Below are 26,177 nucleotides of genomic sequence, written 5' to 3'. Positions count from 1 at the left end.
GGACGAGGTGTCCAAGCGCTTCGCCGACGCCCGCGCCGGCTACAACGGCCTCCGCCTCCCCACCGCCTGACCTTCCGCACTCTTTCCGTGATGCGGAACCCAGGTTCCGTTCACTGCGATTTCAATGGAAATCGGATGTCTGATTTCCATTGAAATCGCGCAACGGACCCCTTGCGACTTCGCCGGGGATCTACGCGCGGATCCCCGGTGGGGGCGTCCTCCCAGGACTCGGCGGTGAGTGCTCCGACAAGCCGACTGCCGAAAACGATCGAGCCCCGGTCTCCCGAAGGAGGCCGGGGCTCGATCTGTTCCCGAACTGACTGCCGCTCCCACCACGAAGCGGACTGGTTTTAGGTTAGCCTAACCTGCCATGGGCGCGCAACCCTCGGCGCTGGAAAACCAGCACCCCGGCTCCGACCAGCGCCGCGACCAGCGAAACCAGCCCGCCGAGCAGGATCGGCCACCGCGGCCCCAGCAGTTCGGCCAACCATCCCGAGGCCAGGCCGCCCAGGGGTTTGCCGCCCATGAACAGCAGCATGTACAGGCCCATCACGCGGCCGCGCATGGTCGGCTCCACGGCCAGCTGGACGGTCGCGTTCGCGGTGGTCGTGAAGGTCATCACCGCGACCCCGACCGGGATCAGCGCCACCGCGAACAGCTGGTAGCTCGGCATTAGCGCCGACCCGGCCTCCAGCGCGCCGAACACCGCAGCACCGATCAGCAGCAGCCGCATCCGCGGCCCACCGCGACTGCTCCGCCGCGCCGCCAGAGCCGCTCCGCTCAGCGTGCCCACGGCCAGCATCGTGATCAGCAGCCCGTAGCCGTCGGCGTCGCGGCCGAAGACGTTGCGCGCCATCACCGCGAAGGAGTTCTCGAAGTTCATGCCGAAGGTGCCGATGAAGAACACCAGCCCCATCACGATCATCAGGTCCGGTCGGCCGAGCACGTAGCGCAAACCGGCGCGCAGCTGCCCGCGCTCCTTCGGCGCAGGTCTGGCGCGGTGCAGCGCCGCGGTGTCCATCAGCACCAGTCCGGCGACGACGGCGGCCGAGCTGACGCCGTTGATCAGGAAGACCCAGCCGGTGCCGATCGCGGTGATCAGCAGTCCCGCGATGGCCGGACCGACGATCCGGGCCAGGTTGAAGGTCATCGAGTTGAGCGCGACGGCGTTGGTGAGCTGCGCGGGGCCGACCATCTCGACGACGAACGACTGCCGCACCGGTGCGTCGACGGCCGCGAAGCAGCCGAGCACGAAGCACAGCACGTAGACGTGCCAGAGCAGCACGATGCCGGAGACGTTGAGCAGCCCGAGGACCAGTCCGCACACCCCGAGGGCGGTCTGGGTGGCGATCAGCACGCGCCGCTTGTCGAAGCGGTCGGCGACGACACCCGCCCACAGCGTCAGCAGCAGGGTCGGGAGGAACTGGAGCGCGACCGCCACGCCGAGGGCTGCCGGGCTGCCCCCGGAGAGCTCCAGGACCAGCCAGTCCTGCGCGGCGCGCTGCATCCAGGTCCCGGTCAGCGAGACGACCTGACCGGAGGCGTAGTAGCGGTAGTTGCGCTCGTGCAGCGAGCGGAACATGCCACCGGAGGCGGATTTCTGGGTGCGGTTGACCTGACCTCTGCCGGGATCTTCGCCGACGCGTGATCGATGCTGGTCAACCACTCCGGTGCTTACCGCCTCTCAGTGGGTTCGATCATCGGCTCGCCAGCCGGTCGATGATCTCCGCGGCCTGGAACAGCACCGCGCGCTCCTCTTCGGTGAGGTCCACCAGTTGCTGGTCGAGCCAGCGCTCGCGGGCGGAGACCTCTTCTTCGATGCGGGTGCGTCCCGCGTCGGTCACCTCGACGATGGCCTGCCGACCATCCGTCGGGTGCGCGCGGCGCGCGACCAGCCCGGCGTCCTCCAGGGCGGCGATCACCCTGGTCATCGACGGTGGCTGGACGCCTTCTCGCGCCGCCAGCTCGCCCGGCGTCAGCGCTCCGGCCTTGTGCAGGCAGGACAGCGCGGACAGCTGGGAGAGCGTGATGTTCGAGCCGCTGCTCTGCGCGCGCAGCCGCCGGTTGAGCCGGACCACCGCGAGTCGCAGCCGACTCGCCAGGGTGCGCTCGCGTTCCGCAATGTCGGACACGTCGTTAGTCTACCAAACTATATCGGGGAAACGGACAAACTGATCAGCTCAGTGGCCGTCCACCCTAATGATCCGACCGCGCGGGGTCACCAAAAGCTCGTGAGCACTTTGGGCTGCTCTGGCAACCCAAAGTGCTCACGATACTTGACCTGCGGAAACGATCAGATGCCGAAGACAGCGCTGATCGGTGCGGCCGCGAAGTACAGCACGAAGGCCGCCGCGACGATCCACATCAGCGGGTGCACGGTGCGGACCTTGCCGGTGAACACCCGCAGCAGCACGTAGCTGACGAAGCCCGCGCCGATGCCGTTGGCGATCGAGTAGGTGAACGGCATGACCACGATCGTCAGGAACGCCGGCAGCGCGACGCTGAAGTCCGACAGGTCGATCTGCTTGATCTGGCCGATCATCATCGCGCCGACCACGATCAGCGCCGGAGCCGCCGCCTCCACCGGGATGACCTCGTAGAGCGGGGTGAAGAACAGCGCCGCCAGGAACAGCGCACCGGTGACCACGTTCGCCAGACCGGTCCGCGCGCCTTCCGCGATGCCCGACGCCGAGTCCACGAACACCGTGTTGGAGCTGGCGGAACCCAGGCCACCGGCGACCGCGCCGACGCCTTCGACGGCCAGCGCCTTGCCGATGCCCGGGAGGTTGCCGTCCTTGTCGGCCAGACCGGCCTCCTTGCCGAGACCGGTCATGGTGCCCATGGCGTCGAAGAAGTTCGCCAGCACCAGCGTGAACACCAGCAGCGCGGCGGCCAGCGCGGGCAGCCGGGTCCAGGCGCCGAAGGAGACGTCGCCGAGCAGCGAGAGGTCCGGCAGCCCGGCGATCTGGTCCGGCACCGCCGGGTAGCCGAGGTTCCAGCCGTAGGGGTTGGTGCCCTTGGACGGTCCCGCGTGGAAGACGGATTCGACGATGATCGCCAGCACCGTGGTGACCAGCACGCTGATCAGGATCGCGCCGCGCACGTTGCGCGCCACCAGCACCGAGGTCAGCACTAGGCCGAAGACGAACACCGCGGTCGGCCACGAGGCGATCGAGCCGTCGATGCCCAGGCCCACCGGCACGGTGGTGTGGGCCGCGTCCGGGAGCCGCCGCACGAACCCGGCGTCGACCAGGCCGATGAAGGAGATGAACACGCCGACGCCGACCGCGATCGCGGCCTTGAGCTCGGGCGGTACCGCGTTGAACACGGCCGTGCGGAATCCGGTGGCGACCAGGATCAGGATGATGATGCCGTCGACGACCACCAGGCCCATGGCTTCCGGCCAGGTCACCTGCGGCGCGATCGTCACGGCCAGCAGCGTGTTGATCCCCAGCCCGGCGGCGATCGCGAACGGGTAGTTGGCGATCAGCCCGAACAGGATGGTCATCACACCCGCGACGAGCGCGGTCATCGCGGCGACCTGCGGCACCGGCAGGATGTTGCCGAGCACGTCGCGCTTCGCCCCGGCGTCGTCGGCCGAGTAGCTGCCGAGGATCAGCGGGTTCAGCACGATGATGTAGGCCACGGTCACGAACGTGACGACACCGCCGCGCACCTCGCGGGAGATGCTGGACCCGCGCTCGGTGATCTTGAAGTACTGGTCCAGCAGTGATTTCTTGCTCTCGGTCTCGTCCACCATCGTGCTTCCCATCACCGCGCCGAGGCGCGCGTCCACCTACCCGGAGTAGCCTGCCTGACGTGGCAAAGGACAGCGAACCCACCCCCACCGCGGCAGGTCACCGCCCGGTCCCCCACCTGCCCCGCAGGCTGGCCGACCCGACGCCGGTGGTGCTCACCGGAACCGCGCTGTGGCTCCTCGGGGTGCTGCTGTTCGCGGTGCGCAGCGACCTGCGCATCGAGTTCTGGACCTGCCTGGCCGGAGTGGTCCTCGGCGTCATCGGCTACGGCGTCTTCCGCTGGCAGCGCTCGGCGGCCCGCCGGGGTTCCCGGGGCGCGTGGCAGGGGCTGTCCGGTCTGGACGGTTGAGCGAGCAGGATTCCTCCCCCACTGACCCGCCGGACCCGTTAGCCTGCGAAGCCGTCACCAGTTCAGACAGCTGAACCTGAATGCGGGGAGCGCAGCAGCAGTGCCGAAGCTCGACGTCGACCGACTCGAATACGCCATCCTGGCCGAACGCGCGAATCTCACGCGGATCCCGATGGTCGCTGCTTACAGCAACTACGGAACCAAGGTGCAGGACATACCGCGCGAGTTCGACGCGGCCGAGCAGCGCTGCCGCGACCGCGGCCTGGTCAACCCGGGCGGCGTGAACGACCGGGTCATGGAGCTGCTGGGCATCTACTCGCACGCGACCGTCGAGTACGACCTGCGCTTCTCCTCGAAGAAGGGCGCCGAGCTCCGCGTGGCGGTGACGAAGGCGAACAAGACCGCGGTGCGCACGGTCGTCGACGGCGACCGGATCATCCTGGAACCGGTCCACCCGAACGACCTGATCCCGGCCCTGATCTCGACGCTGCCGGAGCACCAGCCGGCCCGCATCCGCCCGCCGCTGTCGATCGACCTGGCGGACGTCCGCGCGGCCATGGCCGAGGCCAGCCGCCAGGGCGAGGACCCGCGGGCGATCGAGCAGGGCCTGCGCAACCGCGGTGTGAGCCCGGCGAACTTCCGCAAGATGACCCAGCTCCTCGAAGGCCCCCGCCTGGGCCTCGGCGAAGCCGGCGTGACGATCTGGGACGACCGCGGCAAGGAGCACCGGGGCGACCAGACGATCCGCATCATCGACCTGCAGCTCGGCCGGACGGCGGTCTACAACAGCGGTGGCCAGCGGATGTTCGCCGGAGCGGACCTCAGCACCTTCACCCGCGTCCTCGGCGAGCTGGCCACCAAGACCCGCCGCGACGCGATGCGGGAAGCCCAGTGGTGACCTGCACCGAGTGGTCAACATCACTGGGCCAAACGGACCAATCTGACAACGGCCGGGGAACGGATCCGGCCTGAGTAACGTCACATTCGTGCGCGAGCGATCAAAGACCTGGCAAGCTGTGCGCGACGTGTACCTGTTCTAGGGGACAAGGGGGTAGGACGAGGTGTCGTTCTTCGACGGGATCATCGACGCGCAGCAGAAGATGGTGCGCACCGCGACGATCCACACCGCGATCAACTCTGGGGGGAGCGCGCAGGCGGCATCGTTCTCGGTCGACGTCGAGCAGATCCCGGGCCTGATCGCCTCCTACGAGGATGCGCGGGAAAAGATGGAGCGGATCCTCCGGAAAGCCCAGCAGCTGGGAAGCCTTCAGAAGCCCGGCGAGGACGAGGTGAGCAACAAGCTCACGGAATCTCTCAAGGAGATGGCCGGCCGGAACGAAGGCTGCTTGTCCTGGGCGGTTGCCGACGGCGTCAAGCGCCTCACGACCCAGATCGAGCAGCTGAAGGCCGCACAGCGCGAGTACCAGACCACTGACGAGAACGCTACCGCCCGCCAGGTTTAAAGGAAGATTCCACGTGCGACGCTCTGCCAGCATCACCGCTGTGTCCCTCTTTGCGGTTCTGGGCATTTCGGCCTGTTCGCCAGGTGGCTCGACGTCCGCTCCGAGTTCGACCGCCGAAACACCGTCGGCCACTGCGCCATCTACGCCGAAGGTGGACAAGCCCAAGAACCTCAAGTCCGTCACCAACGCGTGCGACTTGCTCACCGCAGACCAGCTTTCCCAGCTTGGCGGCGGCGGCCAGCCCGAAGAGGACACCTCCGCGTACGGCGAGACGCAGTGCTACTGGTCTGGCGACGCATTCGCCGTGGGTGTGTCGGTCAACACCACCTCTGGTGGCCCGGCCAAGATCCAGGAAGCTGGTAGCTCGCGCGACAACTTCGAGCAGACGACCGTCGACGGCTACCCAGGCGCCCGAGTCGACAAGCAGGACGTTCTCTGCCGAATCGAGCTGGGCGTCGCTGACGACCAATCCGTTGAGATCAACTACACCAAGCACAGCGGTGGATCTCCGGAGATGGACGACCCGTGCGGTTTCGCCGAGAAGATCACCAGCCAGGTCCTGAAGAACATCCCGGACGCCTGATCGCGTCCGCAAGTACCACGACCAAACACGAAAAGGGGGTGTGACCATGGTTTTCCCGTTGATGGTTGGCGGCTACCTGCTCACACGTGAGTCGGACCGTGGTAACACGGACGAGATCATGCAGCAGGTGGGCTTCAACCACCCGGAGAAGTACCAGCAGATCCACGGAGGTTCCGGCACCTCGTCCCTGGTCGCCTCCGTCCAGGGGTGGAAGAAGGGCATCGCCGCGGACTTCGAGGAAGTCGGACGCCTGCTGGACGAAGCGAACAGCAAGGCTGGCGTCGCTTGGAGCGGTCAAGCCGCGGAGGAACACGGCAACTCGCTCAAGCCGATGACCCAGTTCGTCGAAGACGCCAAGCGAGTTTCCGAGTCCGTCGGTGACTCCGCTGAGCAGCAGGTCCAGAACTTCGGCCAGGTCAAGAACAGCATGCCGGAGCCGGTGAAGGTCGACGCGACCGACAACCTGCTTGAAAAGGGCGGCGCTTGGCTCGTCGGTGGAGAGACCGACCTGCAGAAGCAGGAACGCGAGGCCACTGAGAAGGCTCAGGAAGCCAAGCTGACCTACGACAACTACAGCCAGAGCACCAGCAACGTCTCGCAGAACCTGGCGTTCTACCCGAAGGCGCCGGAGATGGCGTACGACCAGGGTGGCGGCAGCTACGGGACGAACCCGACCGTCGGCAGCGTGCCGACCGGGTCGGGCATTCCTGGTGGCAGCGGCTCCGGTAGCGGCTACACCGGCAGTGGCGGGGTCAGCCCCGGCGGCGGTGTTGGTCCTGGTCACGGTGGCGGGCTTCCCGGCGGTGGTTACGTCACGGCTCCGCAGCAGAGCTCTTCGCAGTGGGCTTCGATGCCTCCGGCGGGCACCGGTGGACCGACGAACATGCCCAGCACGACCGGTCCTGGCGGCGGCGGTCCTGGCGGCGGGTTCGGCATGGGCATGATGCCCGGCGGCGCGGGTGCCGGCGGTGCTGGTGGCGCTGGTCGCGGCATGGGTGCTGGCGGCGCCGGGGGCCGTGGCCTCGGAAGCGGCGCTGGCGGCCCGGGTGCCGGTGGGCGCGCCGGTGTTGGCGGCCTGGGCGGCGCCGGCGGTGCGGCCGGGTCCGGTAGCGCTTCTGGTGCGGCTGGTCGTGGTGGCGCTGGCGGCATGGGCGGTGCTGCTGGTCGCGGCCAGGGCAAGGAAGGCGAGGAAGACCAGGAGCACGAGAACAAGTACATGATCGACACGGACGAGGCCTGGGACGACCTGGGCCTGCCCAAGGTCGCCCCGCCGGTCTTCGGCGAGTGACCTGATCGGTCTGGAAAGACGAACTGGCCGCGCACCGAATCCGGTGCGCGGCCAGTGCTTTTGCCGGGGTCTACCGCACGGCGAACACCGGTTTCATCCCCTCGATCTTGGTGCCCATCCACACCCCGTAGAGCGTGTCGTCAACCCAGTGCAGGTTGCTCTTGAACATCTCGCCGACGTCGGTCGGGAGCGTCCCCGTGATCGGCTTCGGTTCCCCGCCGTTCAACGGGATCTCGAACACCCGCGGCGGGTTCTCAGCAGTGCCTTCGTTGATCGCCAGCACACCGCTGTCGGTCACCGCCAACGGCCGACCGAAGATCTTCGGCCCCAAGGCGACGTCCCAACGCTGCTGGCCCGTCTTGAGGTCAACGGCGACGATCTTGTTGGTGTCCCGGTATTCGTTGGCCTGAACGGGCGCTGTCGAACCGAACAACATGCCATCAGCGATCACGAACGGTTCCCGCTGGCGCGCCCCTGTCCCCACGCCCTCGCCGATCGGCTGCACGCTCAGCTTCCCAGCAGGCAGTTCCAGCGGAATCTCGGCCGTCTCGCGTCCTGCCTCGTCGAAGACGACCATCCGCTCCGAGTCGGTGTTGGCGTCGATCCGAACGATGGGTGGATCGGCGGCGACCACGATGGGAGCTTTCTCGGACTTGATCTCCTTCCGCTCCTTCACGGCCCCGGTTACCGGATCGAGGAACAGGAGCGCGCGACTCCCGCCTTTGCCGTCGAGCGGGCAGAAGATCGAATACACCGCCGTCCGTTCGCTGAACTGCGGCGAAGAAAAGCCGCAGTGCTGCGTTGCTTCCTTGTCGTAGCGCCAAACTTCCTTGCCATCAGCCAGGCTGACGCCGTAGACGACGTCGTGCAGATCGAACACGACCAGGTCCCCGACGATCGCCGGAGACGTGTAGTTCGTCGTGCTTCGGTCCTCGACGACCGGCATGTCCAGGGCCCACTTCGGCTTACCGGTCTTGAGGTCCACAGCCGCGATCGTGGAGCAGCCCGTTCCGCCGTAGGCCTCCTTGATGTAGGGACCGTAAGCAACGATGCCGAGGCCGTTCTCGACCTCTTGGCTGATGCCGCAGAACCGGCTGATGTCAGCCTTGCCCTCGCCTTCCCGCATAGGCGGTGCCATGTCCCAGGCCTTCTCGCCGGTCTTCGAGTTGTACGCCACCAGCTCGTCGGCGTGCATCACGGCGACCACGTCGCCGGAGCCCCAGCTGTCGAACGGCTGATCATCGAACGACCCGCCAACGCCCGAGTAGTCCTGCGTCCAGAGCACTTCCGCCTGCGGTGGCTCGTCGGCGTCCCTCTGAGCGCTGAAATACACCCGCAGCGCGATCAACCCGCCAGCGCCAAAAGCCAGGAACAGCACGATCCCGACGATGACGAAGGGGATCCACATCCTCTTCTTCTTCGGCGTCTGCGGCGGCCCCACCGGGTACTGCGGCTGGTAGCCCGGCGGCGGTTGTCCTTGCCAGCCTTGGTTTCCCGGCCAGCCTTGATGGGTCACTCGAACTTCCCCCTCGACTCTGCAGTGCTCTCCCCAGAGCACTCCCCCAACGACTTGTCACGTGGACAACCGGATTCTGCGACACCCCGGCGGCGGTATGTGCGCTTTCAGTCGAACATCACCGAGATGACCACTCGTCCGGTTCGGACTTCGGCCGCGCAGACCGAGCAGGTCGGGCGGCTGTCTCTGGGGCTGAGATCTGCGGGAGTTGTCATCACTCCGCAGAGTGCGATGAGGTCTTGACCTTGTCTGCGTGGGTCTTCTGTTGGGTTTACGTGGTTTTGGTAGCCGAAGGCTGTCCAGTAGCCCGTCTTGGGCGGCTTGGATGGGTCGGCCGGCGGTTTCGGCATTGGCGGCTTCCTGGTGGTGGTCGGCGGCCGGGCGCGTGGGAGGGGGTACGCGCCCGGCCGCCGGGGTGGGCCGGTGCGGCACGTGGCCGGGGGATGTGGTGCCGCACCGACCCGGTCTGGGGTTACAGGCGCAGGTGGTGGCGGCCGGTGGGTTGGTCGTCGGGGTCGAAGTCGGGGAACTGGGGTTGTGGTGGTTCGGCTGGTGGTTGTGGGGGTATGGCTCGGTTTTCGGCTTCGATGTCGGCTATGAGGTGCCAGACGGTGTACTCGCCGTCGCCTGTTCCTGCGTGCTGACCTGCGGCGAACCGCAGCCCGCCGAACGGAATCTGTGTGAGGAGCAGGGCGAGGATGAGCAGGTTGAACAGGATGAAGGTGCTCAGCTGGATCCAGAACATGGCTATGTCCTTCCTGGTGCGGTGTTGTGGCTGGTCAGGTTTCGTGAGTGCGGATGGTGGTAAGAGCAACCATCGCCACTCACGTAAACGTCAGGGCTGTGCGGCGAGGACGCGCCAGCAGTTCATGCAGGTCTGCTCCCGCAACCAGTCCACTTCGGACCGGTCGTGGAGTTCCGAGGCTTCGGCTTCTGCACCGCAGTAGGCCTCGACGGTGTCCTCTGGTGGGGATTTCGTTGCTGCGATGGGAAAAGCGTGACGACCGCCGCTGACGGGACGCCACACGTAGGTCAAGTAACCGGGAGTGGACACGGGCGACCTCCGTTGCTGAACTCGTGACTCCGTGTGCAATGCTGATTTCAGCGGGTAACGTCTGTTGCTGCAACAACCCGGCGAGACTGCAACCTGATCAAGCTACGCGGTGTCACTCCAAGGGAGGGAATGCTTGTGCCACGCAAGAAGCCTGGCGTTCGGGCTCGGGGACTTGGAGCTGAGCTTGCGGCGTTGCGCGAGGCGGCTGGACTTACGGTCACGGCCGTCGCCGCGAAGCTCGACTGGTCGAAGTCCACTCTGTCCCGTTTGGAGAACGGGCTGCGCAACATCGTTCCGGAGGAAGTGTCTGCGCTGCTCGCGCTGTACGAGGTGACGGGCGTCGAAAGAGATCGACTTATCGGGATGAGCCGGAACCTCGGCGAGCCGGGTTGGTGGGCGGTCGGCCTTCCCGGGCTGCCGTCGGAATCAGCGACTCTTGCGAGCTACGAAGCCGAAGCATCCCGCATGGTCAGCTGGGAGCCGATGCTGATTCCTGGTCTGTTGCAGACCCTGGAGTATTCGCGGTCCTTCATGCTCGCTGACGGCATCACGCCGAGTCAGGCGGAACTTCGCTTGACCGCGCGGCTTCGCCGTCAGCAGGTCCTCCGCCGCTCGGGGATTGAATACGTCGGCCTGATCAGCGAGGCCGCGCTCCGCGCGGTCGTTGGTGGTCCCGAGGTGATGCTGGAACAACTTCGCCACTTGCGGGAAGTTGCCAAGCTGAAAGCGGTCTCGGTGCGGGTTGTTCCGACTCGATCCTGCGCGCATCCCGGGATGGTGGGCGGGTTCCAGCTGATGGAGTTCCCATCGGCTCGTCCCGTCGTGCACGTCGAACTGGCCAGGACTGCTGTCTTCCTCGATGAAGCGCCGATGACCGGCCCTTACCGGGAAGCGCTGGAACGTATCGACTCGGTGGCATTGAATGCGAGAGAATCTCAGCACCTGATGGAGGACATCGTGCGGGAGCTGAGGTAGCGCAGTGATGGACTGGTCCCGAGCAGAGTGGCGAAAGTCAACCAGGTCGGGATCGACCTCGAACTGCGTCGAAGTCGCTTGGTTGAAGTCCTCCTATAGCGGCGCCCAAGGGGACTGCGTTGAGGTGGCGTTGGAGCCCGAGGTGGTTGGGGTTCGGGACTCGAAGGACCGGGGTGGGGCTGTGCTGACGTTCCCGCGGGGGCAGTGGGTGGCCTTCGTCTCAGGGTTGCGGGATCAGCGCAGGTAGATAGGGCTGTTTGGGTGGTTCGTGGAAGATGTTTCACGAACGTTGTCCGTGTTGAGGGCGTGCTCTTGTACTCTCTGCGGTCGTGATCACACCAGCGTGTGACTTGCTCTGATCACGATCGTGGGGAGGGGGCTCCGTGACAACGGGGATGGAAGGCCTCGCAGCTGGCGCCAGCGCGCTCGCAGGACAGGCCCAAGGCCTGCGCGCTGCAGTCGACAGCGGCAAGCTCGTGATGAATCCGGAGGCCGCAGAGGCCGTCGCCAAGGTCTACGAGGACAAGGCCGAAAACTTCAACCGGCACCTCCGTGACGCCAACCAGTTGGTCGTGAACAGTGTCTACGGGGACTGCAACATCGGGCGCGAGCTGGAGCGGAAGTTCAACGAGAAGGTTCGAGGCCCAGGGGGCGGCCAGGGGCAAGATGCCGCAGGGCTGATCCCGATTCTGCGAAAGATGCAGGAGATCCTGAAAAACATGGCTCAGGCATACCGCGATTCGGCGCGGGAGATTCAGGGCAGGGACGAAGAGCACGCTCGCGAACTGAAGCGGAACATCTGATCTGATGGTGGGTATGCGTACAACACGTGTCGCAGCTGTAGCGGCTGCAGGTATCGCGACTCTCCTCCTGTCTGCCTGCTCGGGTGGGCAAACGGGAGGGAACCCGGAGACGACTTCTGCAGCCTCCAGCGGCTTGGCGGGCTTTGACCCGTGCACTGCCCTGAGCTCCTCAGAACTGCAGAATCTGGGCGTTTCGGGCGAGAGCAAGCCGTATAACAAGCAGGGCGAGGTTGGTTGTGACTACGAGGGCGACGACCTTCTGCTCACGGTCCTGAAAGCCGAGGGCCGGGATCTGGCGGCTTGGGAGGGGCGTCGCAACAACTTTGACAGCCTCACCAAGAATGACGTTGGTGGTCGTCAGGGTCTTCAGGGCATCGCTCTCGGTGGAACGGGACAGGGCGTCTGCAACCAGTTCGTCGATGCTGGCAAGGACTCGCTTGACATCGTGGTCGTCCTCGAATCGGACCGGGTCAAGGACACCGACCCCTGTGCGAAGGCGCTGGAGGTTGCGCAGGTCGTCGAGCAGAAGCTGCCGAAGTAGGGCTTAGCCGAGGGGGAACGGCATGGTTGACATTCTTGGGGAGGGACGCGACCTCCTCGCGAGAGCCACGGGTATAGGTGAAACCCGGGCCGAGGAGCAGGCTCGCATTCGGCAGACTGTTGCCACTGCTGCCAGCCAGGCGCGCAGTCAGCAGTTGGCTCAACAGCAGCAGGGCCTGAACATTCAGGGCACTGACCCAGCGTCGATTACTCAGCATGACAACTGGAATGACTGGGATCACGCTCGGTTGTACAACCAGCTTGGCCAGTCGCTGCAGCCCAAAGACATCCTTGCCAACGGCCAGGACTGGGTGTCGCTGGGCGAGGGGATCGCAGAGGAACTCGCTGATCTCGATGCCCTGACGCGCCAGGCCGCTGGTGACGGGATGCAGGGTGAGGCTGCTGAGGCTGGTCTTGGAGCGGCGAAGCCGTTGCAGGAGTGGGGACAGGCGTTCGGCGACTCTGTTCGCGGTACTGGGTTGAAGATCCAGGAAGCCGGGAACGCTGCTGCTCAGACCAAGTCGACCCTGGAGCCGCCGAAGGAGTTTGACAGTTGGCGGAACGGGGTTCGCACCGTTGTCATGCCGGGTGTCGGACTCCTCGACGGTGCTCAGCAGATGCAGGAGCAGCGGGAGGCCACTGCTCAGGCTCGGCAGCTCGTTCAGAACGTCTACGCCGCCGGGTACCAGTCCGTCGACACCAGCACTCCGTCGTTCCCGCCGCCTGTTGATCCGTTGAACCCTCCTCCTCCGCCGGATCAGGGGCGGGTTCCTTCGCAGGGTTTTTCCCAGACACCGTCCGGGTATTCCGGGCAGCCGAGCGGGAGCGTGCCGGGCGGCGGCAGTGTTCCCGGCGGCGGCGGTATCCCCGGCGGCACAGATTCGTCCCATTTGGACGGACGCGGCCCCGGCGGTTACACGCCTCCGGCGCAGAGCAGCTCGCAGTGGGCCGGGCAGCCGAACATGCCCGGGCCGGGGATGGCTCCTCCTCCCGGTGCCGGTAACCCTCCGCCCGGTGCTGGTGGCGGGTTCATGGGCGGGATGCCGCCCGGTGGCGCTGGCGGGATGGGCGCCGGCGGTGGTCGCGGTGCCGGGGCTGGGGGCATGGGCGCCGGTGGTCGTGCCGGTGTCGGTGGGCCCGGCATGGGCGCTGGTGGTCGAGCAGGCATGGGCGGACCCGGCGGCGGCGCCGGAGCCGCCGGTGCGGGCGCTGCCGGTGGAGCTGGGGCCGCTGGTCGTGGCGGCGGGGCCGGTGCGGGCGCTGGTGCCGGTGCTGGTCGCGGCGGCAAGGGCGGCAGCGAGGACCAGGAGCACGAGCGTCCGAGCTGGCTCGAGGAGCAGGACGACATCTGGATGGACGACATGCCCAAGACCGCTCCGCCGGTCTTCGGTGACTGGGGCAACTGACGGGGGTAAGCGTGTCCGAGCGATGGCTGCTGCCACCGCTGTGGTTCGACTTCTGCTGGGAGATCGGGCGTTTCGACGAGTACCCGTTCCCGATCGCGGTGCGGTCGCACGGCGCGACGATGGAAGAGCGCGCCGTGCTGCGCCAGCGGGCCCTGCCCGAGATGCAGGCCGCGGGACTGCTCGGCGGGAACGGTCTCGCGCCGCGCTTCGCGCAGGTGCTCGGGCTGCTGGCCAAGCCCGGCCTGTGGATCGAGGGGATCTGGTCGCCCGACGAGACCTCCGCGGCGCCGGTCCGGATGATGTCGGTGGCCAGCGAAGAAGGCGCGGTGCTGCTCGTCCAGGACCCGGGGGAGTCCGAGAGCCACGGCGGTGACCTGCGCATCTCCGTGCACCCGCGGACCTCGCCGGTGGCGGCGGCGATCCAGGGCATGCCCCCTGCGCCGCCCGGGAAGCGCCCGCGGCTGGCGGTTCCGTTCGCCGACCTCGCGCCGAAGCAGGACCGCCGGGCCGACGAGAACTTCGAAGAGCTGGACATGATGCAGTCGGCCGCGCCAGCCCGGCCCAAGCAGTCCGGCGCCGACGCGCTGCGCGCGGTCCTGGAAGAACCGCACCTGCGCGACGGCCAGTTCGCGGTGAACATGCGGGACCGGCACGGCCGCACGCGTCGCTCCCAGGTGCTCAAGTGGTTCGACGCCCGCGAGCCCGACGGCCGCTACGGCGTGACCCAGCAGCAGCGCCCCGGCGTCGGCGCCGAGCTCGTGCTGGCCCCGCTCGCCCCACCGGACCTGGGCAAAGCCCTGGAGAACCGGGTCAACGAGGTCCGCACCGCGGCCTGACCCGGCACCCGCGGTCGTCACCAGCGGTGACCGGGTCCGGCTTGAGGCCCTCGATCCGGGGCAGATGTTGGTGTGCTCGCCCCCTTAACCTCTAGGGTGCTCGGGGGGAGTCGGCGCGTCGAGCGATCGACGGTCGGACGACGACGTCGCCAGGAGCAGGGGCTCCGGCGACGGTGAAGGAGTTCTGGGTGTCCCTGCACGTCTCGATCGACTTCGGCACGTCGAGCACATGCACGGTGGTCTCGGTCGGCGGCGCTGAACCACAGGTCGTGGTCATCGACGGTCAACCGCTGGTCCCGTCCGCGGTGTTCGCCGCGGCCGACGGCACGCTGTTCGTCGGTCACGAGGCCGAGCGGCAGGCCGCCGTCGACCCCGCCCGCTTCGAGCCGCACCCGAAACGCCGCATCGACGAAGGCGAACTGCTGCTGGGCAGCACCGTTCTCAAGGTCGGCGACGTGATCCGCGCCGTGCTGCAGCGCGCGGTGAACGAGGCCCGCCGCTTCGCCGGTGGCGCGGCCGTCGACCTGCTGGTCCTGACCCACCCCGCCGACTGGGGCTCGGTGCGCGCCGCCGAGCTGCGCCAAGCCGCCGCCGGGCTCGGCAAGGAGATCGTGCTCGTGCCCGAGCCGGTCGCCGCCGCGGTGTTCCACTCCGCCGGGCACGGACTCCCCGACGGCGGCGCGCTCGCCGTCCTCGACCTCGGCGGCGGCACCGTGGACGCCAGCGTGGTGCGCAAGCAGGGCGCATCCTTCCAGGTCCTGGCCACCCACGGCCAGCCGAACTTCGGCGGCGCCGACATCGACCAGGCGCTGCTCGAGCACATCGGCGAACTCGTCTCCGGCACCGATCCCGAGGCCTGGGCCAAGCTCGTCGAAGGCCGCGAGATGGCCGACCGCCGTCGCCGCCGCGTGGTCCGCCAGGACGTGCGCGGGGCGAAGGAAACCCTGTCCCGGCACACCTACACCGACGTGCCGATGCCCCCGCCGTTCTCCGACGCGCACGTCACCCGCGTCGACCTCGAAGCGCTGATCGCGGCCCCGCTGGGCGCCGCCGCCGACCTGGTGCTGACCACGCTGCGCGAGGGCAGGGTGCCGCGCCACCAGCTGGCCGGCGTGTTCCTCGTCGGCGGGTCCAGCCGAATCCCGTTGGTGTCGAGGCTGATCCACGAGCGCACCGGAGTGGTCCCGACCACATTGGACCAGCCGGAGACCGTCGTGGCGCGCGGCGCGCTGCGCGCGGTGCGGCTCGACCCGGAGCGCACCGGCGGCCTGGCCCCGGCCGGTGCCTGGGCCGGGACGACGACGGTCCGCTCCGTCCCGGTGCCCGCCCCGCCGCCCGGCATCACCGCGGGAGACTCGCTCAGCCGCGCCCGCACCGTCGTCATCGGCGGCAGCGACACCACGCTGCCGGTGGCCAAGCCGAAGCGCAGCAAGCTGCCGTGGCTGATCGGCGGCGGTGCCGCGGCCGTCATCGCCACCGCCGTGGCCACCACGCTGCTGCTCACCAGCGGCGGCACCGATGCCGCGCCCGCGCAGCAGCTGCACGCCTTCGACTACTCCTTCGAGTACCCCGGCAGCTGGGAGGTGGCCGGCGGCTCGGACCCGTCGAAGTTCCAGACGCTGCTCCAGCCCAAGGACCAGCAGCAGGGATCGATGATCGCGGTCGAGGAAGGCCGCCTGGGCTTCAACACCGAAACCGACCGCGCCCGCGCCGTGCAGATGCTGCGCACCGAGTACGACCAGCTCGTCGCGGCCGGAAAACCGTTCTCCAAGTTCACCGCAACCGCCAGTTTCGCGGGCCAAACGGTGGTGTACTACCAGGAATCCCTGCCGGAGACGACCGTCGAGTGGTACACGCTCTACCGCGGTCAGTTCAAGGTGAGCGTCGGCTGCAAGTACGCATCGGCCGACCGGGATGACGTGAGGCGCGCGTGCGAGCAGGTCGTCGGAACTCTGGCGGCTGGCTGAACCCGCGGTGAATTCGCCGCGGCGGAATGCCGCCGATTCTCCCGCGCCGCCGTGCAGGACGAGAATTCGCTCGCGGGAGCGGGGAAGGCATTGCCATGGACGCAGCAGCGGAATCGGTCCGCAAATTCCGCACCGAGCTCGCCGCGGCGGTCGGACGCGGGCAGCGCGCCCGCGCCGAAGCGCACCACCGGGCCGTCGACTTCCAGCGCACCACCGAGGACCTCGCTGAACAGCGCGGCGCGCCCGGCGACGGGGACCAGCGCGCGGCGGCTCTGGAGCACCGCAACCGGATGGGACTCGCAGTTCCCGAGTTAGCCGAAGCAAATCCGCGCGCAGAAGGTGACGCGGACGACTCCGAGAAGTCGCAGGCAGCCCGGAAATCGCAAGAGCAAACGCCGTCCGACGGAAGTGATCTCGACTTTTCACAAGCGCAAATCATGCGATGACCTGCGGGTTCCGCGATCAGCGTTTACATCAGCAACGGGATCACCAGAAATCCAGGACAACGTGGAACCGAACGTGGCAATGTCTGCGTCGCAGGTTCATCCGAACTTGATGGCGAGTTTGAAGGGGGTCATCCGGAGATGGCTGGAATTGGTGCAGACGTCGAGGCGATTCAGCAGGCTTCGACCGACATCGACGAGGCGCGCAACGCTGTCGAGCAGGCCCTGCAGCAGCTGCACGGTCAGCTGGAGGGTCCGGTCCAGAACTGGAAGGGCGCCGCTGCGGACGTCTTCCGCAAGCTGATGGACTCCTACCAGGAGAGCGGCAAGAAGATCATCCAGAAGCTGGACGAGCTGGGCCAGAACGTGCAGTCCTCGGGTCAGGACTACGCGCAGACCCAGGAGGACCAGGCCCAGGAGATCTCGAAGATCACCGCCATGCTCGACGGCTGATCGTCCGACAGTCGCACACTCCAACTTTCTTCAGAGGTCTTGAGGGGATAACGCAATGAGCGAGATTAACGTCAACTTCGCGGAGCTGCAGCAGGCTTCCGACGACCTGCAGGCTGCCGCCCAGAAGATCCAGGGCGAGCTGGACGACCTGGAGAGCAAGATCCAGAAGCTCATCTCCACCTGGGAGGGCGAGGCGCAGCAGTCCTACCACGCCGCCCAGCAGGAGTGGGACAAGGAAGCCGCCAACATGCAGGAGACGGCCGCCAAGATGGGCATGGCCGTCGGCGCCGCGAACGAGGCCTTCCAGGCCGGTGAGAAGAAGAACGCCGGCCGCTTCGGTGGCTGATCTCACGCCCTGAGCGCGCACGCGGCCCCGGCATCGCGCCGGGGCCGCGTTCTTCGTCCGGGGCCCGCCGCGGGCGGGCTCCGGGCATTGCTACTCTGATTCCGGCGATCTGCCAGGTCAACGTCCTCGACCCCGCTACCGAGGACCCGTTTTGACCGGGCCAGAAGCCACCAAGTACCCTCATTCTTTGTTGTGCGGTGCGCGGCTGCAGCTCGCGCAAGAGGATCGGATCTGCGGATCACGGTCCCGGCGCCGGCGCTGACGGACGTGCCGGTTCCCCGACAAGGGACCGACCGACGTGATCGAGACGGGCTCCGCACTGACTATTCCGACGCGAACGACGACGAGGTAGACCCGTGCGCACGTACAGCCCGAAGCCCGGCGAGGTGACCCGCGCCTGGCACGTGATCGACGCCGAGGATGTTGTGCTCGGCCGGTTGGCAACTCAGGCCGCGACGCTGCTGCGCGGCAAGCACAAGCCGACCTACGCACCGCACGTGGACACCGGCGACTTCGTCGTCGTCATCAATGCGGAAAAGGTTGCCCTCACCGGTAACAAGCGGGACCAGGCGTTCCACTACCGGCACAGCGGCTACCCCGGTGGTCTGCGCAAGCAGTCCTTCGGTGAGGTGCTGGAGAAGCACCCCGAGCGGCTGCTCGAGAAGGCGATCAAGGGCATGCTCCCGAAGAACAAGCTCGGCCGCGCCATGGGCAAGAAGCTCAAGGTCTACGCCGGCTCGGAGCACCCGCACCAGGCCCAGAACCCGCAGCCGTTCGAGATTAAGGCGAAGGTCCAGAAGTGACTGACGAACTTCAGCAGGAAGAGGCAGTGAGCGCCCCGGAGGAGACGGTCGAGGCCGTCGAGACCGTCGAGGCCGAGGAGTCCGCTCCGGCGCCGCTCCCGGTGCCGACCGGTCGCCCGGTGCAGACCGTCGGTCGCCGCAAGGAGGCCGTGGTGCGCGTCCGGCTGGTGCCGGGCAGCGGCAGCTTCAAGCTCAACGGCAAGACCCTTGAGCAGTACTTCCCGAACAAGGTCCACCAGCAGATCGTCAAGGAGCCGCTGGTGACCGTCGAGCGCCTCGAGGGCTTCGACGTGCTGGCCACCCTGCGCGGCGGCGGCCCGTCCGGCCAGGCCGGCGCGCTGCGCATGGCCATCGCCCGTGCGCTGGTCGCCTACGACGCGGACGACCGCCCGGCGCTGAAGAAGGCCGGCATGCTCACCCGTGACGCGCGGGAGAAGGAGCGCAAGAAGTACGGCCTCAAGAAGGCCCGCAAGGCGCCGCAGTTCAGCAAGCGCTGACGCGAATTTCACACGATTTGCGGGAGCAGTCGACAGTCCTCCGTGGACTTCCGGCTGCTCCCGCAGTCGTTTCACAGGGGGTTCGTGCCGCAAATTCCATTGAAATCGAAGGTGTGATTTCAATGGAATTTGCGGACTTGATCATCGGGATGCCTCTCGCCGGGCAGGCCCGCGCCGATGTACGAGGAGGACTTGCTGCTGATGTCTCGGTTGTTCGGCACCGACGGGGTGCGTGGACTGGCCAACGCCGACCTGACCCCGGAACTGGCGATGTCAGTGGCAGCCGCGGCGGCCAGGGTGCTCTACGACCGCGACGACTCGAAGCGCCGCGTGGCGCTCGTCGGCCGCGACCCGCGGGCCAGCGGCGAGATGCTCGAGGCGGCCGTCACAGCAGGCCTGACCTCGGCCGGTGCTGACGTCCTGCGGGTCGGCGTGCTGCCGACCCCGGCGGTGGCGCACCTGGTGGCCGAGCTCGGCGCCGACCTCGGCGTGATGATCTCCGCCTCGCACAACCCGATGCCCGACAACGGGATCAAGCTCTTCGCCGCCGGCGGGCAGAAGCTGCCGGACACCGTCGAGGACGAGATCGAAGCGCGCCTCGACGAGGAGGTCGAGCGCCCGACCGGCACGCACGTCGGCCGCGTGCGCGACGTCACCGACGCGGTGCAGCGCTACGTCGACCACCTGCTCGAATCCGCCCCGCAGCCGCTGAACGGCCTGAAGGTCGTGGTGGACTGCGCGAACGGCGCGGCCTCGACCGCGGCCCCGGAGGCCTACCGCCGCGCGGGCGCCGAGGTGGTGGCGATCAACGCCGAGCCGGACGGCCTCAACATCAACGACGGCGTCGGCTCCACCCACCTCGACGTCCTGCAGGCCGCGGTGGTCGAGCACGGCGCCGACCTGGGCGTGGCGCACGACGGCGACGCCGACCGCTGCCTGGCGGTGGACGCCAGCGGCGCGGTGGTCGACGGCGACCAGATCATGGCGGTCCTCGCGGTGGCCATGCGCGAAGCGGGCGAGCTCACCGACGACACGCTGGTCGCGACGGTCATGAGCAACCTCGGCCTGCACCTGGCGATGCGCGAGCAGGGCGTGTCCCTGCGCACCACGGCGGTCGGCGACCGCTACGTCCTGGAGGAGCTGCGCGCCGGCGGGTTCGCCCTCGGCGGCGAGCAGTCCGGTCACGTCGTGCTGCCCGCCCACGCCACCACCGGCGACGGCCTGCTCACCGCGCTGCGCCTGATGGGCCGCGTCGCGGCCACCGGCACGCCGCTGTCGTCCCTGGTCAAGGTGATGCGCCGGCTCCCGCAGGTGCTGATCAACGTCCGCGTGGCGGACAAGGCGGCGGCGGTCGTGGCGCCCGAGGTCACCGCGGCGGTCGCGGAGACCGAGGCCGAGCTGGGCGAGACCGGTCGCGTCCTGCTGCGCAAGTCCGGCACCGAGCAGCTGGTCCGGGTGATGGTCGAGGCGCAAACGGAGGAGCGCGCGCAGGCCGCCGCCGAGCGGTTGGCCGAAATCGTTGCCGCGATCCGGTGAACTTTGTGATCTAGGTCTCCCATTCCGCCAGGTTTGTGAGATCGTGGTCACATGGGTGCCATCGTTGTCGCCATGTTCGTAGGGCTCGTCGCTGTCGGGCTCGTCGTCGGTATCGTGGTCTTCTCCGCGCTTGCCCTAGCCGGCCTCAAGGCCGTCAACGCAGCGCACGAAGGCCGCTCCTGGTTCGTGAACCGCCGACAGCGGAGTTGAGCCCGCCATGCGAGGGCAGATCTTCGGCGACGTCCTGATGGTCCTGGTCCTGCCGTTGGTGATCATGGTCGTCGGCGGTTTCCTGGCCATCCTCCTGGCCCACAACGGGAACCTCGGCGTCTTCCTGCCCGCCGCTGGCTACTGACCCCGCGAACCCGCCCGCGCCCGCCGATCAGGCGAGGTGCGCGGGCGCTTCCGCATGTGCGGATTGATCGACCTCCCGGCACGGATCGCGCTGTTTCGGATAGGTTCGGTGTCCGAGCCGACGAAGGGAGATTCCTGTGCCGTACGGCGCTCTCTTGATCACGGTCGTCTTGAGTCTGGCCGCCGGTGCTGGCGCGGCAGCGATCGTGGCGAACATGATGATCAAGAAATCAGCCCGGCAGCAGCTCCCGCAGTCGATGCCTCCGCAAGCACCGCAGCAGAGCTTCGGCTACGGCCCCTACCAGCAGTGACGTTTCGCAGGAGGAAGTTGTGCCCGCTCTGCTCGCAATGTTGATCTGCCTGGTCCTCGGTGCCGGCGGGGGTGCGCTGACGGCCTTCTTGATCGTCAAGAGCAAGCTCGGCGCCCAGGCTCAGCCGATGGCCACCCCGCAGCAGGGCTTCGCCCAGCAGCCGCAGCAGTACCCGCCCCAGCCGGGTTACGGCCAGCCCCCGCAGGGCTTCCCGCAGCAGCCCCCGCAGCAGGGCTTCCAGCAGCAGCCCCCACAGCAGGATTTCGGCCAGCCGCCTTACCCGCCGCAGTGATCTGACGATCGCTGCGGGATCGCGGCGCGTCCAGCTGGCATCATCTTGCGCATGGGTTCGCTGGTGGTCTACATCATTCCCGTGCTGCTGCTCCTCGCGCTGGTGGTCGTGGCCATCGTCGTGACGATGAAGCGCCGGAAGCAACCGGCCCCGCCGCCGCAGCAGTTCGGCTACCCGCCCCAGCAGGGCTTCCCGCAGCAGTACCCGCCTCAGCAGGGCTTCCCCCAACCTCCGCAGCAAGGCTTCCCGCAGCAGCCTCCGCAGCAGGGCTTCGGTCAACCCCCGCAGGGGCCGTTCCCGCCGCAGTGATCTGACGAATTCCGCAGAGTCGCGGTTTTTCGGCTGTCGTGATCTCGCGCATGGGTTCGCTGGTGGTCCTCGTCGTGACGAAGCGTCGGCAGTGGGCGATGCAGCAGCAGCGCCCGCCCCTGCAGTGAGCGTTCCCTTCGCGGATGCAAGTACCTCGTTGGTTTCCGGCATTTCGCACAGGTGGACCTGTCAAGATTGGAACCAAGCAAGGACTGGGCACCGTCGAACGCAGTAGCGGCCGACGTGCTGCGGTTTGACGGTGGAGGGGAGATTCACGGTGAGTGGGCTGGGCGCCAATACTGGCGAGCTTGCATCTGCCGCGACATCGATCAAGGGATGCTCGCAGGCCATCGGGGAGCTGAAGAACGGGGTATCGGCCTCCAAGCTGGGGAAGAACGACTTCGGGCGCGAGCACACCGGTGCCGCTGACCCGTACTTCGAGGGCCTGAAGAAGATCTCCAAGGCGCTGGAGAAGAACGCCTCGGTTACCGATGGCTTCGCGGACAACCTCAACTCGGCCGCTCGCGGCTACGAGTGGGACGACAGCAACAACGCAGCCGAGGTCGGTAAAGCCGGTGGTGACCAGTGAGTGACCCGAACCGCGAGTACCCGTCCTGGCCGGATGTCAAGAAGGTTCTCGACGACCCGAATGTTCCTGACGAACACAAGCGGGACCTCGTTCGGAACCTCAAGGACGAAAGCACTCTCTATGGGGGGTTGGAGCGCAAGCGGGCAGAGGATGCCGACTCGGACGACCCGGGCGCAGCCGTTGACAAGTTCGAGGAAGACCTCGCCCAGTACGAGCAGAAGTACAAGGTCAACTACGACCAGACCCACGATGCCTCGAAGGACACCGATGTCCGCGATGCCTTCGACTCGGCAAAAAAGGCTGGCGAGGACGAAAGCAACTACGACAAGGCCGTCAAGGACAACAAGGGTGCGCTCGAGGACATCACGCGAAAGTCCTCGGACGGTGGCGCCGGGTGCTCGAACTCGAACGAGATCCTGAAGCAGGGCGAGCCTGCCCTGGACTACTTCGGCAACTTCGCTCCGCTTTACAAGGAATTGCCGGGACACATGCGGAAGGATCCCCCGAAGGGTGACCCGTCGAAGGAGGCCGTGCAGAAGCGCTACGACGAGCAGCGCGATATCAACTTCGCCAACTTCAAAGCAGACGCCGACGAGCTGAAGAACGCAGCGAAGACCCAGCGCGAGCAGAGCCAGGCCATGGCCGACAAAATGGCATCGGTCTGGGGTGGCTGGACCGGTGCAGCGTCCTCTGCGTCGCAAGGTAATTTTGCGGATATCAATGCTGGCGCTTCGAAGGTTGGCGATTACCTCGGCGACACCTCGCAGATCATCGATGATGCTGTTCACAACGTGTCCAAGGCGGTTGTGGATAAGGCCAGCAACGTTCTTGATTCTGTTCCCGATCGAAACACCGTCGGTGGTCGGACCGCCGACCAGGTTCGAAAAATCGTGGACTGCGCGTTGAAGGACGATGCGGACGAAGACACGATGATCACGGTCTGCGGTTACTTCGGAATCGAGGTCGACAACGGGTGCACCGAGGATGATAATTTCAAGAGAGCGGTAATGAGGGAGTCGGGGGACTGGCTGCGAGGAACTTTTTCCCCCGACTTTGAGCAGAAGTACAATTCTGTAATCAAGATCTGTGACGACACCAAGAAAGCAGTGGACGATCACTGGAAGGTGTTGACGGACCACCTGGCAAAGGTGGAGGAAGATCCGTTCAAGAACCCCGGCGGCAAGGACGATGGCGGGGACAAGCCGAACGGCGACAAGCCGGCCGGTGATCAGGGTGGCGGAAACACCGGCGGCGGTGGCGGTACCGGCACTGGTGGTGGTGGCACTGGTGGTGGCGGAGGCGGCACTGGTGCTGGTGGGGGCGGCACTGGTGCTGGTGGGGGCGGCACTGGTGCTGGTGGGGGCGGCACTGGCGCTGGTGGTGGAGGCGGGATCCCCAAGCCGCCGGACGCCCCCGAGATGCCAAAGCCGCCGGAGATGCCGAAGCCGCCGGAGATGCCAATGCCTGGTGAAGGCGGCGGCGGTGGTGCCCCTGGCGACCAGGAGAAGGTCACGCTCGGTGAGGGCAAGGACGCGGTGAGCGTTCAGGAGCCCGGTCCCGACGGCAAGACCAAGGTCGAGGTGATGGGCCCCGACGGCAAGCCGAAGACCTACGAGGTCGATTTCGGCAAGCAGGACGGTCCCGGGCAGCCCGGACTTGGTGCGCCGCAGACTCCGCCTGGGCAGGTCGGCCAGGTCCCCGGTCCAGGCGGCGCGCCTGGCGTTGGTGGTCAGGGGGCGGAACCGGTTCAGGTCGGACCGGACGGCAAGGCAGTGATCGAGGACGGTGGACGCACGCTCACCCTCGAGCGCACGCCTGAAGGCGAGATCAAGGTCAGCGTCGACAACGGCAACGGCCAGCCTCCGATGAACCAGACGATCGAGTTCGGCAAGGACTTGCCTGGCGTTCCGAGCCACGGCGGCCCCGCCGGGACCATGCCCGAGGCGTCCACGATGCCCGCGCCGGACAACGGTCCCGGGGTGCCGGGGCAGGGCGGCGCCGGTGCGATGCCCGTCGGCGAAAGCGAATTCAGGCCCGCGCCCGGTGGTGGGGGCGTGCCAGGCCCGGGTGATGGGTCGTTCGGCAGCGCTGCTGGCGGCGTCGGTGGCGGTGGGGTCACGACGATGCCTGCCTTCAACTCTGACGGAGCTCCGGGTGGAGGTGTCGGCGCGGATACGCCGGCGGCGACCACGGCGCAGGCTGCGGGCATGAACTCGTTCACGCCGATGGGCGAGGGCGCGCAGAACTCGTTCGGTAGCAGCTCCGGGCAGCTTTTCGGTGGTGACATCCCGGGTCCGCAACCTGGTGGTGACACCCCTGGTCCGCAGCCAGGCGGAGGTTCCCCGGGGCAGCAGCACCCTGGTGGTGCGGTTGGGGTGTCCTCGTTCGGTGATGTGCCCTCCGGTGGCAATCCGCAGGGAGCGACCGGGGTGTCCTCGATGGGTGGCGACCCGGCTGCGGGCCCGTCGCAGTCCGGCCAGCAAGGCCAGAACCCGAGTGCCGCGGTCGGAGGCGCTGCCGGTGGTGCCGGTGGCGGCGGCATGATGGGGGGCATGGGCATGATGGGCGGCGCTCACGGCGGCCAGCAGGGTGGCGGTGAGCAGGAGCGCTCCAACTCCAGCCCGTGGCGCACCCAAGGACAGCTGTTCGACGACGGTGTCCAGGCTTCCAGCGTTCGGTTCCAATCCGTGCTCGGCGAAGACCGGGAAAAGTGAGCAATAGGTGGGGACGATGAGCGATTCGCCGAGTGAGGCTGTGCTCGCAGCCCGGCGGAAGTTCGAGGAGATCAGTTCGACCACGGCCGCGAAGCTCAGCGAGAGCGCCCAGCGTTCCATCGAGTCGAGCGAGAAGGCCAACGAGTCCACGAAGAACTTCACCGAGAAGGTCCAGAAGGTGGAGGGCCGCGTGCGTGATCTCATCGCGCAGCGGGCTCGGGATTCCCAGCGGGACAACGAGATCCAGCTCGCAGCCGAGGACGACGAAGAGCCGCAGGATGAGGTCGCCGCGGAGTACGCGGATCTCATCGCCAGCTACCCGGTCGCCAAACCCGCCGAGGTCACACCGGCTTCGGCGGAACCGGGTTCGGCGGCACCGAACTCAGTTGAGCCGAGGCCGGTGGGGCGAGGGCCGGGGGTGCAAGGCGGTGTGGAACAACCGTCGGTGGATCCGCGCTGGCAGGTCCAGGCAGGCCGATTCGGGCGCCGGGACCAGCAGGTGACGGCGCCGCCACCTGCGGCGCCGCCGAAGCCGCCGTCAGCGCCCAAACCGGCGCCGCGTCGCCAACCGGCTTTCGACGATGACGACGACTTCGAGAACCAGAGCTGGCTGAGGTGATGATTCGGGGCCGGAACTTCTCCAGTTCCGGCCCCGGTTTCTCATGTGGCTAGCGCAAGCTGCGTTTGAGCGGTGGGAGCAGGCCGAGTGCCAGGGGAGCGATCCCGGCAAGCGCGGTGAAGACGAAGATCATTTTGATCCCGTCGACGATCTTGTAGAAGCTGACTTGCTCCGGGTAGATCTGCACGAGGCTGACGATGCTGCCCGTCCAGTTGAAGATGAAGGCGACCACGGCGGCAGCACCACCGAGCACGGTCAGCAGTGCACCTTTCTGCTTTCCTCGGAACAGCAGGATCGAGCCGAGTACCAGGAGTGCACCACCGCCCATCAGGCTGAGGACGCCGAGGACGTAGAGGATTTCCCCGGGTATTGA

33 protein-coding genes are annotated in these 26,177 nt (G+C 67.2%); 26 read left to right on the top strand and 7 right to left on the bottom strand.

Annotated features, from left to right (window positions below):
- Positions 1-355: 355 nt before the first annotated feature.
- The 3 genes from ABTZ89_RS12480 to ABTZ89_RS12470 all read right to left on the bottom strand — a co-directional run bounded on the left by ABTZ89_RS12480 (position 356) and on the right by ABTZ89_RS12470 (position 3,760).
- Entirely contained in the window at positions 356-1,582 is a 1,227-nt protein-coding gene (locus tag ABTZ89_RS12480; protein ID WP_270954054.1) for an MFS transporter, read from the bottom strand.
- 115 nt (positions 1,583-1,697) lie between these two features.
- Entirely contained in the window at positions 1,698-2,132 is a 435-nt protein-coding gene (locus ABTZ89_RS12475; protein WP_270954053.1) for a MarR family winged helix-turn-helix transcriptional regulator, read from the bottom strand.
- 161 nt (positions 2,133-2,293) lie between these two features.
- On the bottom strand, positions 2,294-3,760 hold the full coding sequence (locus tag ABTZ89_RS12470) for an NCS2 family permease (RefSeq protein ID WP_351043540.1): 1,467 nt from the start codon (positions 3,758-3,760) through the stop codon (positions 2,294-2,296).
- 59 nt (positions 3,761-3,819) lie between these two features.
- On the opposite strand from ABTZ89_RS12470, the gene ABTZ89_RS12465 reads away from it, so the two are divergent.
- The 5 genes from ABTZ89_RS12465 (at position 3,820) to ABTZ89_RS12445 (ending at position 7,441) form a co-directional block, all read left to right on the top strand.
- Entirely contained in the window at positions 3,820-4,107 is a 288-nt protein-coding gene (locus tag ABTZ89_RS12465) for a DUF2530 domain-containing protein (RefSeq protein WP_270954052.1), read from the top strand.
- A gap of 100 nt (positions 4,108-4,207) precedes the next feature.
- Complete coding sequence (locus ABTZ89_RS12460; RefSeq protein WP_270954050.1) at positions 4,208-5,005, top strand: ESX secretion-associated protein EspG; 798 nt, start codon at positions 4,208-4,210, stop codon at positions 5,003-5,005.
- 163 nt (positions 5,006-5,168) lie between these two features.
- Entirely contained in the window at positions 5,169-5,570 is a 402-nt protein-coding gene (locus ABTZ89_RS12455) for a hypothetical protein (protein ID WP_351043530.1), read from the top strand.
- Positions 5,571-5,583: 13 nt separating this feature from the next.
- Positions 5,584-6,153 carry a DUF3558 domain-containing protein gene (locus ABTZ89_RS12450; protein ID WP_351043527.1) on the top strand — a complete coding sequence of 190 codons (570 nt, stop codon included), beginning with the start codon at positions 5,584-5,586 and terminating at the stop codon, positions 6,151-6,153.
- A 118-nt stretch (positions 6,154-6,271) separates the two neighbouring features.
- Complete coding sequence (locus ABTZ89_RS12445) at positions 6,272-7,441, top strand: PPE domain-containing protein (RefSeq protein WP_351043525.1); 1,170 nt, start codon at positions 6,272-6,274, stop codon at positions 7,439-7,441.
- A 70-nt stretch (positions 7,442-7,511) separates the two neighbouring features.
- On the opposite strand, the gene ABTZ89_RS12440 is transcribed toward ABTZ89_RS12445, so the two are convergent.
- The 3 genes from ABTZ89_RS12440 to ABTZ89_RS12430 all read right to left on the bottom strand — a co-directional run bounded on the left by ABTZ89_RS12440 (position 7,512) and on the right by ABTZ89_RS12430 (position 10,011).
- Positions 7,512-8,957 carry an outer membrane protein assembly factor BamB family protein gene (locus tag ABTZ89_RS12440; RefSeq protein ID WP_351043522.1) on the bottom strand — a complete coding sequence of 482 codons (1,446 nt, stop codon included), beginning with the start codon at positions 8,955-8,957 and terminating at the stop codon, positions 7,512-7,514.
- A gap of 472 nt (positions 8,958-9,429) precedes the next feature.
- Complete coding sequence (locus tag ABTZ89_RS12435) at positions 9,430-9,702, bottom strand: hypothetical protein (protein WP_351043519.1); 273 nt, start codon at positions 9,700-9,702, stop codon at positions 9,430-9,432.
- A 90-nt stretch (positions 9,703-9,792) separates the two neighbouring features.
- The gene (locus ABTZ89_RS12430) at positions 9,793-10,011 is read right to left on the bottom strand and encodes an HC3 family zinc finger protein (RefSeq protein WP_351043516.1); all 219 of its coding nucleotides are present in this window, start codon (positions 10,009-10,011) and stop codon (positions 9,793-9,795) included.
- A 129-nt stretch (positions 10,012-10,140) separates the two neighbouring features.
- On the opposite strand from ABTZ89_RS12430, the gene ABTZ89_RS12425 reads away from it, so the two are divergent.
- The 21 genes from ABTZ89_RS12425 (at position 10,141) to ABTZ89_RS12325 (ending at position 25,804) form a co-directional block, all read left to right on the top strand.
- Positions 10,141-10,986 (top strand): helix-turn-helix domain-containing protein, encoded by an 846-nt coding sequence (locus ABTZ89_RS12425; protein ID WP_351043514.1) that lies wholly within the window; start codon positions 10,141-10,143, stop codon positions 10,984-10,986.
- Between the two features lie 7 nt (positions 10,987-10,993).
- Entirely contained in the window at positions 10,994-11,233 is a 240-nt protein-coding gene (locus ABTZ89_RS12420; protein ID WP_351043537.1) for a DUF397 domain-containing protein, read from the top strand.
- Between the two features lie 136 nt (positions 11,234-11,369).
- Positions 11,370-11,789: a hypothetical protein gene (locus ABTZ89_RS12415; RefSeq protein ID WP_270947640.1), complete on the top strand. Its 420-nt coding sequence runs from the start codon at positions 11,370-11,372 to the stop codon at positions 11,787-11,789.
- 4 nt (positions 11,790-11,793) lie between these two features.
- Positions 11,794-12,330, top strand: a complete 537-nt coding sequence (locus tag ABTZ89_RS12410; protein ID WP_351043511.1) for a DUF3558 domain-containing protein — start codon at positions 11,794-11,796, stop codon at positions 12,328-12,330.
- A gap of 247 nt (positions 12,331-12,577) precedes the next feature.
- Positions 12,578-13,735, top strand: coding sequence for a hypothetical protein (locus ABTZ89_RS12405; protein ID WP_351043508.1), 1,158 nt, complete (start codon positions 12,578-12,580; stop codon positions 13,733-13,735).
- 11 nt (positions 13,736-13,746) lie between these two features.
- Positions 13,747-14,571, top strand: a complete 825-nt coding sequence (locus tag ABTZ89_RS12400) for an ESX secretion-associated protein EspG (RefSeq protein WP_351043505.1) — start codon at positions 13,747-13,749, stop codon at positions 14,569-14,571.
- A 188-nt stretch (positions 14,572-14,759) separates the two neighbouring features.
- The gene (locus tag ABTZ89_RS12395) at positions 14,760-16,538 is read left to right on the top strand and encodes a type VII secretion-associated protein (RefSeq protein ID WP_351043502.1); all 1,779 of its coding nucleotides are present in this window, start codon (positions 14,760-14,762) and stop codon (positions 16,536-16,538) included.
- A 26-nt stretch (positions 16,539-16,564) separates the two neighbouring features.
- Positions 16,565-16,984, top strand: coding sequence for a hypothetical protein (locus ABTZ89_RS12390; RefSeq protein ID WP_270947645.1), 420 nt, complete (start codon positions 16,565-16,567; stop codon positions 16,982-16,984).
- A gap of 138 nt (positions 16,985-17,122) precedes the next feature.
- On the top strand, positions 17,123-17,434 hold the full coding sequence (locus ABTZ89_RS12385) for a WXG100 family type VII secretion target (RefSeq protein WP_270947646.1): 312 nt from the start codon (positions 17,123-17,125) through the stop codon (positions 17,432-17,434).
- A gap of 55 nt (positions 17,435-17,489) precedes the next feature.
- Positions 17,490-17,780 (top strand): WXG100 family type VII secretion target, encoded by a 291-nt coding sequence (locus tag ABTZ89_RS12380; protein ID WP_270947647.1) that lies wholly within the window; start codon positions 17,490-17,492, stop codon positions 17,778-17,780.
- Positions 17,781-18,136: 356 nt separating this feature from the next.
- A complete protein-coding gene (gene rplM / locus ABTZ89_RS12375) occupies positions 18,137-18,583 on the top strand; it encodes a 50S ribosomal protein L13 (RefSeq protein WP_093155151.1) in 447 nt (148 codons plus the stop codon).
- Between the two features lie 26 nt (positions 18,584-18,609).
- Complete coding sequence (gene rpsI, locus ABTZ89_RS12370) at positions 18,610-19,080, top strand: 30S ribosomal protein S9 (RefSeq protein ID WP_502949538.1); 471 nt, start codon at positions 18,610-18,612, stop codon at positions 19,078-19,080.
- A 201-nt stretch (positions 19,081-19,281) separates the two neighbouring features.
- Entirely contained in the window at positions 19,282-20,616 is a 1,335-nt protein-coding gene (gene glmM, locus ABTZ89_RS12365; RefSeq protein WP_270947701.1) for a phosphoglucosamine mutase, read from the top strand.
- A gap of 51 nt (positions 20,617-20,667) precedes the next feature.
- Complete coding sequence (locus ABTZ89_RS12360; RefSeq protein WP_270947649.1) at positions 20,668-20,826, top strand: hypothetical protein; 159 nt, start codon at positions 20,668-20,670, stop codon at positions 20,824-20,826.
- A gap of 7 nt (positions 20,827-20,833) precedes the next feature.
- Positions 20,834-20,971, top strand: coding sequence for a hypothetical protein (locus ABTZ89_RS12355; protein WP_351043494.1), 138 nt, complete (start codon positions 20,834-20,836; stop codon positions 20,969-20,971).
- 154 nt (positions 20,972-21,125) lie between these two features.
- A complete protein-coding gene (locus ABTZ89_RS12350; RefSeq protein ID WP_351043492.1) occupies positions 21,126-21,281 on the top strand; it encodes a hypothetical protein in 156 nt (51 codons plus the stop codon).
- 19 nt (positions 21,282-21,300) lie between these two features.
- On the top strand, positions 21,301-21,573 hold the full coding sequence (locus ABTZ89_RS12345; protein WP_351043489.1) for a hypothetical protein: 273 nt from the start codon (positions 21,301-21,303) through the stop codon (positions 21,571-21,573).
- A gap of 51 nt (positions 21,574-21,624) precedes the next feature.
- Complete coding sequence (locus ABTZ89_RS12340) at positions 21,625-21,882, top strand: hypothetical protein (protein WP_351043487.1); 258 nt, start codon at positions 21,625-21,627, stop codon at positions 21,880-21,882.
- Between the two features lie 277 nt (positions 21,883-22,159).
- Complete coding sequence (locus ABTZ89_RS12335; protein ID WP_351043484.1) at positions 22,160-22,471, top strand: type VII secretion target; 312 nt, start codon at positions 22,160-22,162, stop codon at positions 22,469-22,471.
- Positions 22,468-25,185: a WXG100 family type VII secretion target gene (locus tag ABTZ89_RS12330; protein WP_351043481.1), complete on the top strand. Its 2,718-nt coding sequence runs from the start codon at positions 22,468-22,470 to the stop codon at positions 25,183-25,185. Before ABTZ89_RS12335 ends, ABTZ89_RS12330 begins: the two co-directional genes overlap by 4 nt.
- Before the next feature lie 16 nt (positions 25,186-25,201).
- Positions 25,202-25,804: a hypothetical protein gene (locus ABTZ89_RS12325; RefSeq protein ID WP_351043479.1), complete on the top strand. Its 603-nt coding sequence runs from the start codon at positions 25,202-25,204 to the stop codon at positions 25,802-25,804.
- A gap of 49 nt (positions 25,805-25,853) precedes the next feature.
- On the opposite strand, the gene ABTZ89_RS12320 is transcribed toward ABTZ89_RS12325, so the two are convergent.
- On the bottom strand, positions 25,854-26,177 hold a 324-nt coding region (locus ABTZ89_RS12320), incomplete at its 5' end, for a hypothetical protein (RefSeq protein ID WP_502949537.1).

The sequence above is a fragment of the Saccharopolyspora sp. NPDC002686 genome (genome assembly GCF_040295745.1).
Lineage (GTDB): Bacteria > Actinomycetota > Actinomycetes > Mycobacteriales > Pseudonocardiaceae > Saccharopolyspora > Saccharopolyspora oryzae.
This window is presented reverse-complemented; position numbering and strand designations above follow the sequence as displayed.